The following is a 17,372-nucleotide window of genomic DNA, read 5'->3' as shown; positions in this document are numbered from 1 at the left end:
TATGTTCTGGACTCTGGACTCTGGACTCTGGACTCTGGACTCTGGACTCTGGACTCTGGACTCTGGACTCTGGACTCTGGCCTGTGCCGGAGTGACGCTTTTGGCTTCCGGCTTCCGGCTTCCGGCTTCCGGCTTCCGGCTTCCGGCTTGCCCCGACAGGGGCTGCGTGTTACCATCCGCGCGCTTTTATCAAGGCAAAGGCCGGTCGCAGCCTTTGTCATTAACCTCAAAGAGAGAAGATTATGTCATTTGTATTTGAAGCCGAAGTGCGTACTGACCTGGGGAAAGGTGCGAGCCGCCGCCTGCGTCACGCTGACAAAGTGCCTGCCATCATCTATGGCGGCAACCAGGAGCCGGTAGCGGTTGCTCTGGACCACAAAAAGGCCATCATCGCTCAAGCCGAAGACGCCTTCTACAACGAAGTGCTGACCCTGGTTATCGACGGTCAGGAAGTAAAAGTGAAGGTTCAGGACGTTCAGCGTCATCCCTTCAAGCCCAAGCTGGCTCACCTGGACTTTGTTCGCGCCTAAGCGATACACATTGTTCACAAAAGAACCGCCTTCGGGCGGTTTTTTTGTCCCTTTTTTATACGCTTTTGATCCAGAAACAAAGATCTTTGACTTTCTGTTCAAATATAATAGCGGCTTACAATGAGAGGGTTATCATGGCGGCAAAGCATGTTTAACAGTAAAAGGTTGCAAAAACGCATCAGTGAGCTTGAGGCAGAGCTGAATATTTTTCATAACATGCGGCGAGATCTGGGTGCTCAAATGATTTACTTCACCCTGAACTGCAAAGGGATGATCACCTACAGTAATCAGAATCTGCACCAGTCACTGGGATATCAAGCCAATGACTTGTTACAACAGCCGTTAACCCGTTTTCTGGTGCCCGCTGCGCTTGAAAAAGAGCATTGCCAAAAAATGCTGAGTGCCATTGAGTCGGGCAAACATTGGCACGGAGCAATGCAGATGCTCAATCAAAACGGTGATGAAGTCTGGTATCGTACCATTATTCAGCCTGTTGCCGTTTGTGGCGCGGGCGAGCCTGTGCTGGCGGCTTATTCTGCTGAAGTGACCCGCACCATTTCCCGCTCTCGGGAAAAAGAAGACATGCTGTCTGCGCTGGATCGCTCTTCGGCGGTGATTGAATTCAGTCTGGATGGCATTATTCTGAATGCCAATGCCAACTTTCTCAATGCCATGGGTTACACCCGGAGTCAGATCATCGGCAAACATCATCAGCTGTTCTGTGACGAGCAGGAGGTGCACAGTGATGCTTACCGCCAATTCTGGCAGCAGCTGCGTTCGGGCGAATACGTATCGGATCGGTTTCGCCGTCTTGACAGCCGGGGCAATGTGGTCTGGCTGGAAGCCTCTTATAACCCCATTCACGACGAAGCCGGTGAGCTTTATAAGGTAGTAAAGTTTGCCACTGTGATAACCGAACAGGTGAACCGGGAGCTGGCTACCGCCGAAACATCTGATATCGCATATGATATTTCCAAAGCCACCGATGAAAATACGCGCAAGGGCATGCAGGTGATCGATGCCACCATCAGTACCATGAATGAGCTCTCAAGCCAGATGAGCAGCGCCAGTGCCGGTATTTCAGAGCTGGACAGCCAGTCGCAGCGTGTGGCCGAGCTGGTCAGCAGTATTCGCGGTATTGCCGATCAGACTAACCTGCTGGCACTGAATGCCGCCATAGAAGCGGCTCGTGCCGGCGAGCAGGGCAGAGGGTTTGCCGTGGTGGCTGACGAAGTACGCAATCTGGCGGCCCGCACCAGTTCGGTCACCGAAGAAATCATTACCATGGTCTCGGAGAACCGCAAGCTGACCGAGCAGGCGGTTATTCTGATAGAAGAAAGCATGAGCCGGGCACAGCAGGCTCTCACCCTGTCCAGTGACTCGGGTAATGTCATGCGAGATATACAGCAGGGTGCCCGGCAGATAGTGGATGCGGTAGGGCAGTTCCGGCTAAATTTGTAACTTTTATACTCTGTCAGCAATAAATTCGCCTGGCCCAGCGGGTTAACCCTGCGGTAACACTGCCAAAATGATCGCCAACCACAATGGGAGTGTGGGGAAACGCCCGCTGTAAAAACCGCTTCAGCACCGGCGATTTGGCCGTGCCGCCGGTAACAAACACCACTTCAGGCTGAGTGCCTGCCTCTGTAATGGCACTTTGCATCAGGCTGGTAATACGGCCAAGCTCGCGCTGGCAGGCCTGGGCAAAGTCATCACGGCTTAGTTCAAGGCTTAAATTATTATCGATATCGCACAGTTCAATCCGTTGGCGGGTCTGCTCGGTAAAGGCAATTTTGCTCTGCTCGGCGGCGTTGACCACCCGGTAACTGAGCTTGTGTTTTTGCACCCTGAGCAGGCGGCTTACCAGCGCGGGCTCTGCCGCATCCCGCACCAGTTGCTGCAAAAAACGGCCGTTGGCGGCGCTGTAAAACCCGGTTTGCTGATGAATATCGTTAATGGCCACCGCCTGCCAGTAGCTGTTGGCGGGCATGGTTTTTCCGCTGGCAAGCAGGCTGTTCAGGCCAAAGGCCGGCATGATTCCCTTGAGGGCAAAGGCAATATCAAAGTCATTGCCGCCCACCCGTTCACCACTGTGGCTGAGCAGATCCCGGCTGCGATCTTCACGCTGTGCCTGCTGTGGCCCCATCAGTATCATGGAGCAGTCGGTGGTGCCGCCGCCAATGTCCACCACCAGAACCCGGGTTTCCTTGTTCAGGCTGGCTTCATATTCAAATCCTGCCGCCACCGGTTCAAACTGAAATTCCACCTCCTTAAAGCCCACCCGTTTGGCGGCCCGGGTCAATATGGCCAATGCCTGATCGTTGCTTTCTTCGCCGCGCAGGCCCTGAAAGTTAACCGGCCGGCCAATGACGGTTTGCGTCACGGCTCTGCCCAGGCTGGCCTCGGTCAGGGTTTTCACATTGCTCATCATGGCTGCGACTATGTCTTCAAACAGCTCAATCTGCGCCGGCAGCAGGCCACTGGCCCCCAGAAACGACTTGGGTGATTTGATGTAGTAGCCTTCATCGGGCTCCTGCAGATAGCTGTTCAGGGCATCGCGGCCAAAGAACAGTTCACCGGAAATACCGTCCAGCGCCAGCTCGTTCAGCTCGGTCTGACCTTTTTGCAGCTGCAGCCGGCGCTGTTGGGCGAAGTGATGTTGTTCGGCTGCTGGCAGCTGACGATGCAGCCAGTTGACGATCACCTCACGGCTGGGGGCATACAAACTGGAGGCGATATAGCGGCCGTGTTTACCCAGCGGCAATATCATTGGGCGATTGCCGTCCATGACACCAACAGCGCAGTTTGATGTACCGTAGTCAAATCCGATCATGGCAGCCCCTTTGCAAAAAGGCGCGAATGTTACTGCTATTGCCGTGCTGGAGCAAGGCCCGGCGCATTAGCAAGAAGGGCCGGGCGCGCTTATAATGCAGCCGGTTTTAATTAATTTTTCAGGTGGTTATGAAACTTAAACAGATAGATAAAAAGCGCTACCGAGGGCATCTTAATAAAGTGTTTATCGGGTCTGCACTGGTACTGGCCGTGCTCAGTCTGGCTATTTCTCAGCTGCTGATAGCGTTTTTCCCCGATGCCGATGGCAGTCACTTTCACTGGAACCTGCTGGGAGTGGTGTTTGCAGCGCTGCTGGTGGGGGCCGGGCTCAGCCGGTTTCGTCAGCACCCTTTTATGACCGAGGTTGTGTATGTGTGGGATCTGAAACAGCGGCTGAACAAGATTGCCCGCAAACGGCGGCAGGTGGAAGCGGCTGCCCGCGAAGGCAATGAAACCGCCATGCAGATACTGCAGTTTTGTTATGCCGGCTCGCGCCAGCTGTGGCAGCTGGATGACAATACCATTGTCATGGATGAGCTGGCAGACAAGCAGGCTGAGCTGAACACGCTGGCTGAACAGCATGGGGTGACCCTGAATGCCGAACAGTATGATGAAAGCATGCTGAAACAGTTTTAATGCAGCAGCCCAGGCACGGCTGACCGGAGGAAGAGAGTGTTATCACTGTTTTTGAAATCGTTACTGGGGGCGCTGGCGGTACTGCTGATTGCGCTGCTGTCCCGGTCCAAAAGCTTTTTTATTGCCGGGCTGGTGCCTTTGTTTCCCACCTTTGCACTGATTGCTCATTATCTGGTGGGCACAGAACGAACCATGGCGGATTTAAGGGTAACGGCGCTGTTTGGTCTGTATTCCTTGCTGCCTTATGCCGCTTATTTGCTGGCGGTATACTGGTTCAGCTATCGTTTTAGTTTATTTACTACGCTGGCAGGCGCAACGCTGGTCTGGGGCCTGGGTGCTGCAGGTCTGTTGCTGGGCTGGATGAAATATTATTCCGTGGCGGCCTGAGTATCGCTCTTATACTAAAAGCGGTCAGCCCATATTCAAGGCAGATGATCACGCTGGTAAGGAGACTGAATTATGGCTGCCAATGGCCACTGGCGATTAATATTACTGAGTGACTTTCAGTGTCCGGAGCCGCCGGCCAGCACCCGGCTGCAGCGCGGCTGGCACAAGTTGCAGCGGGTGTTTGGCATAACCGACGAGCCCGATACCAACAATGGCAGCACGCTGCCAGACTATGCCGGTTTTAACCGCACGCCCGCAGTAAAAGCGCTGGATCATGGTCTTAAAGGCTGGCCGGGCCAAACCCGGGAAGTGCGTTTTTTACTGGATCCTCCTTTCAGTGCCACCGCCGACATTGCCCGGGACTGGGCAGAATGGCGACAATGGCCTTGTCTGCAGCCGCCTACTATCACTCAGCTGGTCAGCGCCGATGTGGAAGCCTGGTGGCAAAGCCAGCAGGTACGCGGTCCCTGGCTGATTGATGAGATCAGCCTCTACTTTCTGCGTACCGCCACTGGCATGAGGTTTTTACGCTGCCTGTTGATGCAGCTGGTACAGGGAGCCTTTGGTACCGGCCTGGTGGTGTGTAACAGCTGGACTTACCGTTTTATCACCCAGGGTTTTGATCCGGGCCTGAGCGCCGTTTATTGCTTTGCTCCGGCGACGCCCGGTCTGTTGCGTGAGCTTGGCATCAAAGGCGCTGAGCGTCAGCTCACCCGGCTGGCCGCCCGCGCCCGGGGCAACGCCGGTGTGGCGCTGGCGCTGTGGAAAGCCGAGCTTGAACAGCAGCCGCTGCCTCATATTCCGGCCAGCATGCACGATAACGAAGGTTTTGTGCTCTATGCTCTGCTGTTGCATGGCGGGCTGAATGAGGCGGCATTGCAACAGGTGCTGCCCATGCTGGCACCGGAGCAGCTGGCCGCCAGTTTGCTCAGAATGCTGGCGGCCGGGCTGGTAGCGAGAGAGCAAACCCGCTGGCAGATCAGTCCGGTGGCGTATGGTGAAGTGCGGGAGTTTCTGGCCGGCCGGGATCATTGTCTCGACGAATTTTAGCAAGGAGCGCGTTTTGGATGCGGAAAAAGTCCGTAATTTGTTTCGCAGTATAACCCCCGGACTGCTGATTGAGCTGGCTCTGGTGGTGGCAGTGGCGCTGCTGCTGGCCTGGCTTATTCAACGCCTGTTGCCCATGCTGGCAGCCCGTTTGCACGGCCGGCGGCGGCATTGGGTGCTGGCGCTGATCCCCACGTTGCGTATTCTGGTGGTGGTGGCGGCCATTGGCTGGATAGTCAGCCTGCTGATTGAGCCTTCTTTGCGTAATATGGTGGCTATTCTCGGGGCCGTGGGGCTGGCGCTGGGTTTTGCCCTCAAGGATTATGTCAGCAGTCTGTTTGCCGGTGTGGTGGCTGCCTATGAACGGCCTTACCGGCCCGGTGACTGGATTGAAGTGGATGGCTGTTATGGCGAGGTGCGCCATATTGGCCTGCGGGCAGTAGAAATGGTGACTCCCGACGACACCGTCGTGGTGGTGCCCCATTTAAAACTGTGGAACGGACTGATCCGCAATGCCAATAACGGCGGTGCCAGCCTGATGTGCGTGGCCAGCTTTTATCTGGCCCCGGCGCACGATGCTTACCAGGTGCGCCGGATATTGCATGAGGTGGCGCTGTCCAGCCCTTATCTCAAGCTGAGCCGGCCCGTTGTGGTGGTGATGGAAGATCATCCCTGGGGCAGCCGTTATCGCATCAAGGCCTACCCCATGGATCCCCGCCAGCAGTTTTTGTTTATCTCGGATCTCACCGCCAGAGGCAAGGCGCAGCTGCAAACCATGGGCGTGGAATTTGCCCGGGTGGAAGCCATGGCCCAGACCAGCGACAGCAACGCCGGCTGATTAATCAGGTTTTCAGCGGTGTGATCTTTTCAGCATCTTCTTCCTGCTGCTGACGCATTTCATCATATTCTGCCTGCTGGGCCAGCACAGAGCCTTCCGGTGCTTCCGAGGTTTCACCCTGCTCCCAGGGGGCAGTTTCGGGCAGCTCCTCAATGTGAATGGTCTTCAGGGAATAATCCGGCTGATAGTGCAGATCGTATTTGGCCGCCTTGATAATGGAGATCATCATCATGGCCATGATGACGATAAGCGGTGCGCCGGCAAAAATGGACGCGGTCTGCAGGGTCGACAAACCACCCAGGAACATTAATACCGCTGGCATAAAGCACAGGGTAAAGGCCCAGAACAGCCGGTTCCAGCGGTGCGGCTCGCCGTCCACTTCCCGCTGCACCACAGAGGCCAGAATAAAGGAAATGGAATCAAAGGTAGTGGCGGTAAAAATAATGGCCAGCAGGGTAAACACGGCCACCATCAGCCAGCTCATCGGCAGGGTGTTCAGTACTGCAAAAATGGCCGCGGTCGGGCTTTGCTGATTCAGAATGGCGACAATATCCAGTTCACCGGACAGCTGCATATACAGGCCATAGTTGCCCAGGATCATAAAAAAAACAGCACAGCCCAAAGACCCGAAGAAAATGGAGCCCACCACCATCTGGCGAATGGTACGGCCTCTGGATATCTTGGCAATAAACAGCCCCACAGTAGGGGCAAATACCAGCCACCAGGCCCAGTAAAAAATGGTCCAGTCCTTGGCAAAGCGGGTTTCGTTAAAGCCATGATCAGCAAAGGGACCAAACGACTCGGTCCAGGTCATCATGGTGATCATCTGAGTCAGTGAACGACCAATGCTTTCCAGTCCGGTATTCAGAATAAAACCAGTGGGGCCGGCAAACAGTACTACCACCAAAAATGCCAGCGCCAGATAAAAGTTGATGTTGGAAAAGAGCTGAATACCGCTTTTCAGGCCGCGCCATGCACTCCAGGCAAAGAGTGCCGTGGTGCCCAGCAGCACCATGACCCGGCTCCAGTTATTTACCGGCAGGCCAAACAGCTCATGCAGGCCTTCGGTGACCATGGGTGAGGCCAGCCCCAGGGTGGTGGCACCACCGCCAATCATGCCAAAGACAAAAAACACATCCACCAGCTTGCCCCAGTTGCTGCAGGCAAAGCTTTCACCAAACAGGGGGGCCAGACTCTGGCTGACCTTCAGGCGGGGCGAGTTGCGCACATGGGCAAAATAAGCAATGGGAATGGCCGGGATCAGATAAATGGACCAGGCCACCGGCCCCCAGTGAAAAATTCCGTAGGTGGCCGCCCAGCGAATGGCGTCGGGTGTGCCCGGCTGCAAACCAAAAGGCGGTCCCTGATAATAATAGGCCCATTCAATAATGCCCCAGTACAGAATGCTGGCACCAATGCCGCCGCAAAACATCATGGCTGCCCAGGAGCTGTTTTTGAATTCCATTTCGTCTTCGGGCTTGCCCAGCTTGATACTGCCAATATCCGAAAACGAAATGTAAATCACAAACAGCACGGCGGTCAGTCCCAGTGCCAGATAAAAGACGCCAAAAGTGTCTGTGATCCAGGTTTTGGCCTGTGCCACCCAGCTGGCACCTTGCTCCGGAAACAGCACCAGAGGCAGGGTAACCGCAGCGAGAATGAACAGAACCGAAAAGAAAGTGAAGCGGTCGATGCGGGTGTCCGGCACCTTATTTGGCTGCAGTGAATGTTGAGGCAAACGTCGATCAACATCGCCAAAATGCACGCTTTGCTGCTGTTTTACCGTCATAAATGACTCCTTGTTATTGTTATTCCATGGGCCTGAAAAAACGTCAGGCCGGCTTTTTCGCGAGCGCAAAAGATTAGGATTGTAACCATTTGCCGGCCATTGGCAATTTCTGGTCACCAGGCAGCTTTTTGACCATGGGAGCGGGCGACACTTAATGTCGCGCCCATTCGGCACTATGATAGGCGTCACGCACGGGAAAAAAGGACTCGCAATGCAAAATGAAAACGGCCTCAGCCCGGGATTGATGGTGGTGCATGGTAACCATCTGGAGGAGCTGAGAGCGCTGGCCGTCACCTGGATGCGGCGCTACCCCCTGGCCCCGCTGGAAAACGAAGTGGTACTGGTGCAGAGCAATGGTATCGCTCAGTGGCTTAAGCTGGCCCTGGCCGCCCGCGACAGTGGCGGCATTGCCGCTGCGGTGCAGGTTGACCTGCCGGCTCGTTTTCTGTGGCAGAGCTATCGCGCTGTGCTGGGTAGCGACACCATTCCGCGCTTGTCGCCGCTGGACAAAGCCCCGCTCACCTGGCGGCTGATGCGGCTCTTGCCCGGGCTGTGCAGCGAGGCTGTGTTTGCACCCCTTGAACGTTTTTTGCATGACGACGGTGACGGCCGCAAGCGCTATCAGCTGGCGGAGCGGCTGGCGGACTTGTTTGATCAGTATCAGGTTTACAGAGCCGACTGGCTGGCGGCCTGGGCTGAGGGCCGGGACATCATGATCCACGGCCGCCGGGGCGAGCAGCCGCTGGACGACGCCGTGCGCTGGCAGCCGGCGCTGTGGCGGGCCCTGCTTGCCGATGTGGGCGAGCAGGAGCTGGCGGGCAGCCGGGCCGGGGTGCACCCGCGCTTTGTGGCGCAGCTGCGCCGCTGCGAACAAAGGCCTGCCGGTTTGCCGCGCCGGGTGGTGGTATTTGGCATTTCCTCATTGCCGGCACAAACCCTGGAAGCGCTGGCGGCCATGGCCCGCTTTACTCAGGTATTGCTGTGCGTACACAACCCCTGCCAGCATCACTGGGGCGACATAGTGCCGGATCAGGACTTGCTGCGGCACCAGTACCGCCGCCATGCCCGCAAGGCCGGCCAGTCGCCGGGGCTGAACGACACCGAGCTGCATCAGCATGCGCACCCGCTGCTGGCGGCCTGGGGCAAGCAGGGGCGGGACTATATCAACCTGCTCGACAGCCTGGATGATCCCGACAGCTACCGTGCCCGTTTTAATGCCATTGGCAGCCGTATTGATTTGTTTGATAACGGCGATACCAGTCACCTGCTGGGCCAGCTGCAGGACGACATTCTTAATTTGCGCCCGCCGGCAGAAAGCCGTGAATACTGGTCGCCGCTGACGCAAGAACAGCTCAGTATCGAGTTTCATATCGGCCACAGCCCCCAGCGGGAAGTGGAAATTCTGCACGATCAACTGCTGGCCCGTTTCTCGCAGGACAAGGCCTTGCGCCCGCGAGACATTATTGTGATGGTGCCTGACATTAATGTGTATGCCCCTCATATTCAGGCGGTGTTTGGCCAGTATGAGCGCGACGATGATCGCTTTATTCCCTTTACCCTGGCGGATCAGGGCAGCCGGGGCTGTGAGCCGCTGCTGATTGCCCTGGAGCATTTGCTGCGCCTGCCGGAAAGCCGGCTGCCGGTAAGTGAAGTACTCGATCTGCTGGAGGTGGCGGCCCTGCGCCGGCGTTTTGGCATTGCCGATGCCGACCTGCCGGTGTTGCGCCGCTGGATTGAAGGTGCCGGTGTGCGCTGGGGCCTGGATGCTCAGCGCCGGGCCGGACTGGGGCTGCCCGATGGTCTGGAGCAGAACACCTGGCGCTTTGGCCTGCGGCGTATGTTGCTGGGTTATGCGGTGGGTGCCGGGGATGCCTGGGCCGGCATAGAGCCCTATGATGAAATCGGCGGCCTGGATGCGGCCATAATAGGGCCTCTGGCCAACTTGCTGAATGCCATTGACCACCTGCATCATAACCTGAGTGATGCCATGGCTGCTGACGACTGGGCGGTGGTGCTGCATGGCCTGCTGGCACAATTTTTTGAGCCGGAAAACGAGCGGGAGCAGAGCCTGCTGGCCGGCCTGACCGAGGCGCTGGAGCACTGGCACGAGCTGTGCTCCGGGGTTGATCTGACCGAGCCGCTGCCATTGACCGTGGTACGGGAAGCCTGGCTGGGAGCCGTGGATCAGGGCCGGCTCAGCCAGCGTTTTCTGGCCGGTGCCGTTAACTTCTGTACCCTGATGCCCATGCGCGCCATTCCCTTTAAACGGGTGTGTCTGCTGGGCATGAATGACGGCGACTACCCGCGTAGCGTGACCCCGCTCGACTTTGATTTAATGGGGCAAGACTACCGGCCCGGGGACCGTTCCCGCCGGGAAGACGATCGCTACCTGATGCTGGAAGCCCTGTTGTCGGCCCGGGACGGTCTTTATATCAGCTGGGTAGGACGCAGTATCCGCGACAATACCGAGCGGCCGCCGTCTGTGCTGGTGGGGCAGCTGCGGGATCACCTGAGTGGCTGGCAGCTGGAAAACGGCGGCACCCTGCTGGATGCCATGACCACCGAGCATCCGCTGCAGCCCTTCAGCCGGCGCTATTTTACCCAGGGCAGTGACCTGCAAAGCTATGCCCGTGAGTGGGTGGCACAGCCTGCAGCGGCTGGCATTGAAAGTGCCTTGCCAATATGGCAACCCGATGGCCCGGTCACGCTGGAGCAGCTGCAGCAATTTTTGCGCCAGCCCGTGGCCACTTTTTTTGCCCGCCGGCTCAAGGTGATACTGGAGCAGGACGCCGCCGCCCGTCAGGACGAAGAGCCCTTCGGTCTCGACGGCCTGGAGCGCTACATGATCAAACGGGAGTTGCTGAACGCCGCCGCCGTGGCCGATGAAGTGAATGACGCCCTGAATACCGCCGCCCGCCGGCTGCAGGGGCAGGGGCGTTTGCCGCTGGCGGGTTTTGGTGAGCGGCTGCGGGCCGAGATGCTGGAAACATTGCCGGATCAACTAAGCCGCTACCAGGCCCTTTGTCATGCCTGGCCTGACTTGCTGGAATCCCCGTTGCCGCTGTCGGTCAGCCATGGCGCGCTGCAGCTGGAAGGCTGGCTGGGGGGCTTGCGCCGGCAAGGTGAACAACTGGTGCTGATTGAACTGCAGCCGGGCGATCTGAAAAGCGGTAAAAGTGTGCGCTGGCACCGGCTGTTGCACGCCTTTGTGGCCCAGACAGTGGCCTGTGCCAGCGGCATTGAACTGAGTCTGTATCTGGTGGGTGAAGACGTCACCCTGCAGGCACCGCCACTGCCACAGAGCACGGCACTCACCCTGGTGCAGCAGTGGCTTGACGCCCTGCAGGCGGGCATGACGGCCCCGCTGCCGGTGGCATTGAAAACCGCCATGAGTGCCCTTGAGCAAAAAGACCCCGCCAAAGCGGAGCTGGCTGCCAGCAAAACCTATAACGGCGACGATTTTCATTATGCCGGCGAGCGGGCCGAGAGAGTTGTTCTGGCGCGCCAGTTTCCCGACTTTGACGCTCTGCAGGCCGATGGCCGTTTTATCCGCATCAGCGAGCAGCTGTACCGGCCGCTGCTGGAATATGGCCCTCAGCCACAGGAGACTTCATCATGAATGCATCGCGTCCGCTGGCGCTGACGTTTCCCCTGCACGGCAGCCGGCTGATTGAAGCCAGTGCCGGCACCGGAAAAACCTTTACCATTTCGGCTCTTTATCTGCGGCTGGTGCTGGGCCATGGCGGTGAGCAGGGGTTTAAACGGGAGCTGCTGCCGCCGGAAATTCTGGTGGTCACCTTTACCGAGGCTGCCACTCAGGAGCTGCGCGATCGCATTCGCAGCCGGCTGGTGGAAGCGGCAGCGGTCTTTCGCAAGGAAACCGATGGCGACGATCTGCTGCGCACACTGAGAGACGACTTTGCTCCCGGGCAGTGGCCGGGCTGCGCTCACCGTCTGGACATTGCCGCCCAGTGGATGGACGAGGCGGCGGTGTCCACCATTCATGGCTGGTGTCAGCGCATGCTGCGTGAGCATGCCTTTGACAGCGGCAGCCTTTTTACCCAGACCCTGCAGACCGATCACAGCGAGCTGCTGGCCGGAGTGGTGCGGGATTACTGGCGACAACACTGTTATGACCTGAGCGGTGCGGCACTGGACTGGGTGATAGCCCACTGGCAAACCCCTGATACCCTGCTGCATAAGGTACGCCCGCTGTTAGCCGAGCCGGAGCAGGTGCCAGGCGAGCTGGGAGAGCTGCTCACCACCCGGCTGAATGAGCGTGAGGCCAGGCTCAGAGCGATAAAAGCGCCCTGGCAAGTGTGGGTGAACGAGATAGAGCAGCTGCTGCAAACCGCCATTGCCGCCAAGCAGGTGCAGGGCAAGTGGCTGCAGGCCAAACGTACCGACGGCTGGCTAAGTGTTATTCGGGACTGGCTGAGCAGCGACGAGCTGGTGCTGCCGTTAACGGAGGCGGCGTTTTATCGCCTGAGCCAGAGCGGCATTACCGAAGCCTGGAAAGACACGGCCGCCGCGCCCGAGCACCCGGCTTTTGCCGCCATGGAAACTTTGCCCGCCGAGCTGACGGCGCTGGCCGCGCCTTTGGAAGCCCCGCTGCGCCATGCCGCCGGGCATGTGCGGGCGCGCTTTGAGCTGGAAAAACGCCGGCGGGCGGAAATGGGCTTTGATGACATGCTCACCCGGCTGGATGATGCGCTTGCCGGCGAAAACGGCCCGCGACTGGCCGAGGTGATTAGGCGGCAGTTTCCGGTGGCACTGATCGACGAATTTCAGGACACAGACCCCCTGCAATATCGTATTTTCAACACCATTTACCGTGTGGCCGATAACGATGCCGACAGCGGCCTCTTTATGATTGGCGATCCCAAACAGGCTATTTATGCCTTTCGTGGGGCGGATATTTATACCTATCTGGACGCCCGTGCAGCCACCAAAGACCGGCACTATACCCTGGACACCAACTTTCGCTCCTCCCGCACCATGGTGTCGGCGGTGAACCGCTTGTTCGAGCGAGCCGAAGCCCATGAGCAGGGGGCGTTTCTGTTTCGTGAGAACGGTCAGAATCCGCTGCCTTTTATGCCGGTCAAGGCCAGAGGCCGCAGTGAGCAGTGGCAGTGTGATGATAATCCCTGGCCGGCGCTGGTGTTGTGGCAGCTCGATAACGAGGACGACAAGCCCTTTTCCGGCGGTGCCTATGTGAATGACATGGCGGCCCGCTGTGCCAGCCATATGACGCACTTGCTGAATCTGGGCGGTGAAGGCCGGGCCGGTTTTGCCGGCGAAGACGGTTTTACGCCGGTCAGACCCAGCGACATGGCCGTGCTGGTGCGCAGCTTTCGTGAAGCTCAGGCCATTCGCCGGGCACTGGCGGAGCGGGGCGTGCGCAGTGTGTATCTGTCCGACAAGGATTCGGTGTTTGCCAGCCCCGAGGCCGGTGATGTGCTGCACTGGCTGCAGGCCTGCGCCGCGCCGGAGCAGGACGGCAAACTCAGAGCCGCGCTGGCCACCGCCAGCCTGGGGCTGAGTCTGGCGGAGCTGGAGCGGCTGAATCAGGACGAGCGCCACTGGGAAGCCAGGGTCATGCAGTTTCGGGATTATCGCCGGCTGTGGCAGCGCCAGGGCGTGCTGCCCATGGTGCACCGGCTGCTGCACGACTTTGAGCTGCCGGCCCGGCTGCTGCAGGACACGGAAGGAGAGCGCCGGCTGACCAATCTGTTGCATCTGGCGGAGCTGATGCAGCAGGCCGCCGCCACCCTGGATGGCGAGCAGGCGCTGATCCGCCATCTGGCCGAGTGCATTAACGGTGAGCGGGAAGCCGCCGATGAGCAGGTGCTGCGGCTGGAAAGCGATGCCGCCCTGGTGCGGGTGGTGACCATTCACAAGTCCAAGGGACTGGAATATCCGCTGGTATTTCTGCCCTTTATCTGCAGTTTTCGTGAAAGCGGGGCCAGAGGCAGCGCGGTGCAGCTGCATGAAAACGGCCGCAAGCGGCTGGTGCTTAGCCCCACCGATGAGCAAAAGGCCCGGGCCGAGCGGGAGCGGCTGGGAGAAGATCTGCGCCTGCTCTATGTGGCGCTCACCCGGGCCCGCCACGCCTGCTGGCTGGGGCTGGCCGATATTGGTGTGGGCAACAGCAAACACTCGCGCCTGCATGACTCGGCCATTGGCCGGCTGCTGGGCGGCGGTGCCACACTTGCGGGTAACTTGAGCCAGTGGCTGCAGCCGCTGGAAAGCGCCGATACCGCCCTGTGCGCCGCTCCCGAGGCCAATAAGACGCTCTTGCAGGCTTGTGATGACGATGTGGCTGAGCCGGTATGGGCCGAGCCAGGACGGCCGGCAGCGGAGCACTGGTGGATAGCCTCCTACAGCGCTTTATTAAGTCGTAACGATGCCGGCCGGCGTTTTGACGATGCCTCACCGGAGCGGCCCGAAGCAGAAAAAAGCGGTGATGACGACACCGAACGCCCCTTTGTGCCGCTGCGCCCCGGTGAAACGCCCGGGCTGCACCGCTTTCCTCGCGGACCGGCGGCGGGCACCTTTTTACACGGTTTGCTGGAGCTGGCGCTGAATGAGGGACTGGCGGCCCGGCCCGAGGAGTTGGCCACCCAGCTGGCGCGGCGCTGTCAGCTGAGAGGCATGACTGAATGGACCACACCACTCACCGACTGGCTGCTGGGGCTGATGAGCACGCCCCTGTTTGCCGGCGGGCCGGCGCTGCAGCAACTGGAGCAGTGTCAGCCTGAGCTGGAATTCTGGCTGGAAGTGAGCCATGTGCACATTCCGGCCCTTGACGGCCTGATACGTCAGCATGTTCTGCCTGAGCGGGAGCGGCCCGAGCTGGCCCCCGGCCGGCTGAACGGCATGCTCAAGGGCTTTATCGATCTGGTGTTTGAGCATGAGGGGCGTTATTACGTGGTGGATTACAAGTCGAACTGGCTGGGATCCGACGACGGTGATTACACACGGGCGGCCATGGAAAACCAGGTGATTCGCCACCGTTACGATCTGCAGGCGGTGCTTTATGTGCTGGCGCTGCACCGCCAGCTGCTGCTGCGTTTGCCTGATTATGACTATGACACCCACATGGGGGGAGCCCTGTATGCCTTTGTGCGCAGCCCCGGTGCCGGCTGGTTCGAGCGCCCACCCAAGGTGCTGATTGAAACCTTAAACCAGCTATTTTACGGCGAGCAGAACGAGGAGAGCGGGTCATGATCACCACCAAAACGTCAATACAGGAGCTGCAGTCCCTGCTGCAGCAATGGGTGGAACTTGGCTGGCTCAGAGCCCTGGACAGCGCCCTGGCGGGCTTTCTGGCTGAGCAGGTGCCAGGCGCAGATCCGCGTGTCCTGCTGGCGGCGGCACTGGCCAGCCACCAGCTTGGTCATGGCCATGTGTGTCTGGACCTGGCGGCCACCTTGGCCGAGCCAGACTTTGCCCTGTCGTTGCCACCGGAAGGAGAAGAAGGCCTGGCGGATGCCTGGCTGCCGTCTTTGTGGCTGGCCGGACTGACCCTGAGTGACTGGCAGCAGGCGCTGGCACAAAGTCCGCTGATAGCGGCCAAGGGAGAAGCGGAGCGACCGCTGGTGCTCAGTGGTGAACGGCTTTATCTGCGCCGCTACTGGAGTTATGAGCAGGGAGTTGCTGAAGCGCTGGCGGCCCGTATTCGAGATGACAGGGACGTGCCCGATGATCTGCCCGTCTGGCTTGAGCGGCTGTTTCCCGAGCCGCTCAGAATTAATGGCGAGCGCCAGACCGACTGGCAGAAGCTGGCCTGTGCCCTGGCCGCCAGCAGTGGTTTTACCCTGATCACCGGCGGCCCCGGTACCGGCAAAACCACCACTGTGGTGCGGCTGCTGGCGTTGTTGCAGGGCACCGCCAGCCAGCCGTTGCGCATCAGACTGGCGGCACCCACCGGCAAGGCGGCGGCCCGGCTGACCGAGTCTATTGGTAATCAGGTAGTCAGGCTGCCGGTGAATGAAACGGTACGCGCTCATATTCCCACGGAAGTGAGCACCCTGCATCGCCTGCTGGGCAGTGTGCCTGGCAGCCGGCATTTTCGTCATCATGGAGGGAATCCGCTGCCGCTGGATGTGCTGGTGGTGGATGAGGCGTCCATGATTGACCTGGAAATGATGCACAGCCTGCTGATGGCCCTGCCGGCGCATGCCCGTCTGTTGTTACTGGGAGACAAGGATCAGCTGGCTTCAGTGGAAGCGGGAGCGCTGTTGGGAGACTTGTGCAGTCAGGCCGAGCAGGGACTCTATACTCCGGAGCGCAAAGCCTGGCTGGAAGCGGTCAGTGGTGAACAGGTGGCTCATCCGTCACTGCTGGCCGGAGATTCAGAGCGCCACGCGCTGGCTCAGCGGGTGCTGATGTTGCGCTATTCCCGCCGCTTTGCCGGTGGCTCCGGCATTGGCCGGCTGGCGGAGGCAGTAAACAGCCAGCAGGCGACGCTGGCCCGGGCCTTGCTGGGCCAGTATGACGATATTGCCTCGGTACGCATAAAGGGCGAGCAGGACAGCAGCCTGAACCGTTTGCTTTATGGTGGCAGAGGTAAGGCGCTGGGCTACGGCCATTATCTGGAAGTATTGAACAACACCCGCCCGGCTGTGAATACCGCCTTTGATGATAACGCCTGGCATGACTGGGCCGACAGTGTGCTGACGGCCTTTGATCGTTTTCGCCTTTTGTGTGCGGTGCGCCGCGGCCCCTGGGGGGTGGAAGGGCTGAACCTGCGCATTGCCGGTCTGTTGCACCGGCGCGGTCTGCTCAGCGCTGCTGAAGGCTGGTATGAAGGCCGGCCCGTGCTGGTGACCCGCAATGATTACAGCCTGGGGCTGATGAACGGCGACATCGGCATTGCTCTGCGGCTGCCGGAACAAGACGGTCGCGCCGTGCTCAGAGTAGCGTTTGCCCGCAACGACGGCAGTAACGAGCTGCGTTTTGTGCTGCCAAGCCGGCTGAGCGAGGTGGAAACCGTGTTTGCCATGACAGTGCACAAGTCTCAGGGCTCGGAGTTTGAACATACGGCGCTGATCCTGCCCGAGGCGCTGAATCCGGTGCTGACCAAGGAGCTGCTTTATACCGGCATTACCCGGGCCAGCCAGCATTTTACCTTACTGGAGCCGGGCCGGAACGTATTTGAACAGGCTATTGCCCGCCGTGTTGAGCGGCGCAGCGGCCTGCTTGAAAGCCTGCAGCGCTAGTACAAAATATTTTTTTGCTTAGGTGCATCCAAATGAGGTTCCGGTGGGTATTCATTATGTGGCCGTGATGCCACATATCATTGTTATTC

General features: G+C 59.0%; 11 protein-coding genes and 1 pseudogene. 10 read left to right on the top strand and 2 right to left on the bottom strand.

The genetic code is table 11. The features are described 5' to 3' along the window. Positions 1 to 242: 242 nt before the first annotated feature. The 3 genes and pseudogenes from rplY to G364_RS17535 all read left to right on the top strand — a co-directional run bounded on the left by rplY (position 243) and on the right by G364_RS17535 (position 1,991). Positions 243 to 530, top strand: coding sequence for a 50S ribosomal protein L25 (rplY, locus tag G364_RS0104420; protein WP_019933947.1), 288 nt, complete (start codon positions 243 to 245; stop codon positions 528 to 530). A 120-nt stretch (positions 531 to 650) separates the two neighbouring features. Beyond that, positions 651 to 1,451: pseudogene (locus G364_RS17540) on the top strand (PAS domain S-box protein); the annotation flags it as partial. Positions 1,452 to 1,535: 84 nt separating this feature from the next. Beyond that, positions 1,536 to 1,991, top strand: a complete 456-nt coding sequence (locus tag G364_RS17535) for a methyl-accepting chemotaxis protein (protein WP_418135461.1) — start codon at positions 1,536 to 1,538, stop codon at positions 1,989 to 1,991. A 13-nt stretch (positions 1,992 to 2,004) separates the two neighbouring features. Here the strand turns inward: G364_RS17535 and yegD are convergent, their stop codons facing one another. Then, the gene (gene yegD, locus G364_RS0104410) at positions 2,005 to 3,363 is read right to left on the bottom strand and encodes a molecular chaperone (RefSeq protein ID WP_026344687.1); all 1,359 of its coding nucleotides are present in this window, start codon (positions 3,361 to 3,363) and stop codon (positions 2,005 to 2,007) included. A gap of 128 nt (positions 3,364 to 3,491) precedes the next feature. Here yegD and G364_RS0104405 point away from each other — a divergent pair, with 128 nt between their 5' ends. The 4 genes from G364_RS0104405 to G364_RS0104390 all read left to right on the top strand — a co-directional run bounded on the left by G364_RS0104405 (position 3,492) and on the right by G364_RS0104390 (position 6,270). Further along, a complete protein-coding gene (locus G364_RS0104405; RefSeq protein ID WP_019933944.1) occupies positions 3,492 to 3,998 on the top strand; it encodes a DUF3087 domain-containing protein in 507 nt (168 codons plus the stop codon). Between the two features lie 36 nt (positions 3,999 to 4,034). Beyond that, the gene (locus G364_RS0104400; protein ID WP_019933943.1) at positions 4,035 to 4,385 is read left to right on the top strand and encodes a GlpM family protein; all 351 of its coding nucleotides are present in this window, start codon (positions 4,035 to 4,037) and stop codon (positions 4,383 to 4,385) included. Between the two features lie 72 nt (positions 4,386 to 4,457). Further along, complete coding sequence (locus G364_RS0104395; protein ID WP_019933942.1) at positions 4,458 to 5,435, top strand: hypothetical protein; 978 nt, start codon at positions 4,458 to 4,460, stop codon at positions 5,433 to 5,435. A 13-nt stretch (positions 5,436 to 5,448) separates the two neighbouring features. Continuing rightward, positions 5,449 to 6,270 (top strand): mechanosensitive ion channel family protein, encoded by an 822-nt coding sequence (locus tag G364_RS0104390; RefSeq protein ID WP_019933941.1) that lies wholly within the window; start codon positions 5,449 to 5,451, stop codon positions 6,268 to 6,270. A 4-nt stretch (positions 6,271 to 6,274) separates the two neighbouring features. Here the strand turns inward: G364_RS0104390 and G364_RS16350 are convergent, their stop codons facing one another. Next, entirely contained in the window at positions 6,275 to 8,059 is a 1,785-nt protein-coding gene (locus G364_RS16350) for a BCCT family transporter (protein ID WP_019933940.1), read from the bottom strand. 211 nt (positions 8,060 to 8,270) lie between these two features. Between G364_RS16350 and recC the strand changes: the two genes are divergently transcribed. The 3 genes from recC to recD are packed head-to-tail and all read left to right on the top strand — an operon-like array spanning position 8,271 to position 17,283. After that, positions 8,271 to 11,678 (top strand): exodeoxyribonuclease V subunit gamma, encoded by a 3,408-nt coding sequence (gene recC / locus G364_RS0104380; RefSeq protein WP_019933939.1) that lies wholly within the window; start codon positions 8,271 to 8,273, stop codon positions 11,676 to 11,678. Next, positions 11,675 to 15,289, top strand: coding sequence for an exodeoxyribonuclease V subunit beta (recB, locus tag G364_RS0104375; protein WP_019933938.1), 3,615 nt, complete (start codon positions 11,675 to 11,677; stop codon positions 15,287 to 15,289). The genes recC and recB overlap by 4 nt, the downstream gene beginning before the upstream one ends. Then, positions 15,286 to 17,283, top strand: coding sequence for an exodeoxyribonuclease V subunit alpha (gene recD / locus G364_RS0104370; RefSeq protein ID WP_019933937.1), 1,998 nt, complete (start codon positions 15,286 to 15,288; stop codon positions 17,281 to 17,283). The genes recB and recD overlap by 4 nt, the downstream gene beginning before the upstream one ends. Positions 17,284 to 17,372: the final 89 nt, after the last annotated feature.

It is taken from the genome of Oceanimonas smirnovii ATCC BAA-899 (assembly GCF_000381965.1).
Classification (GTDB): Bacteria; Pseudomonadota; Gammaproteobacteria; order Enterobacterales; family Aeromonadaceae; genus Oceanimonas; species Oceanimonas smirnovii.
This window is presented reverse-complemented; position numbering and strand designations above follow the sequence as displayed.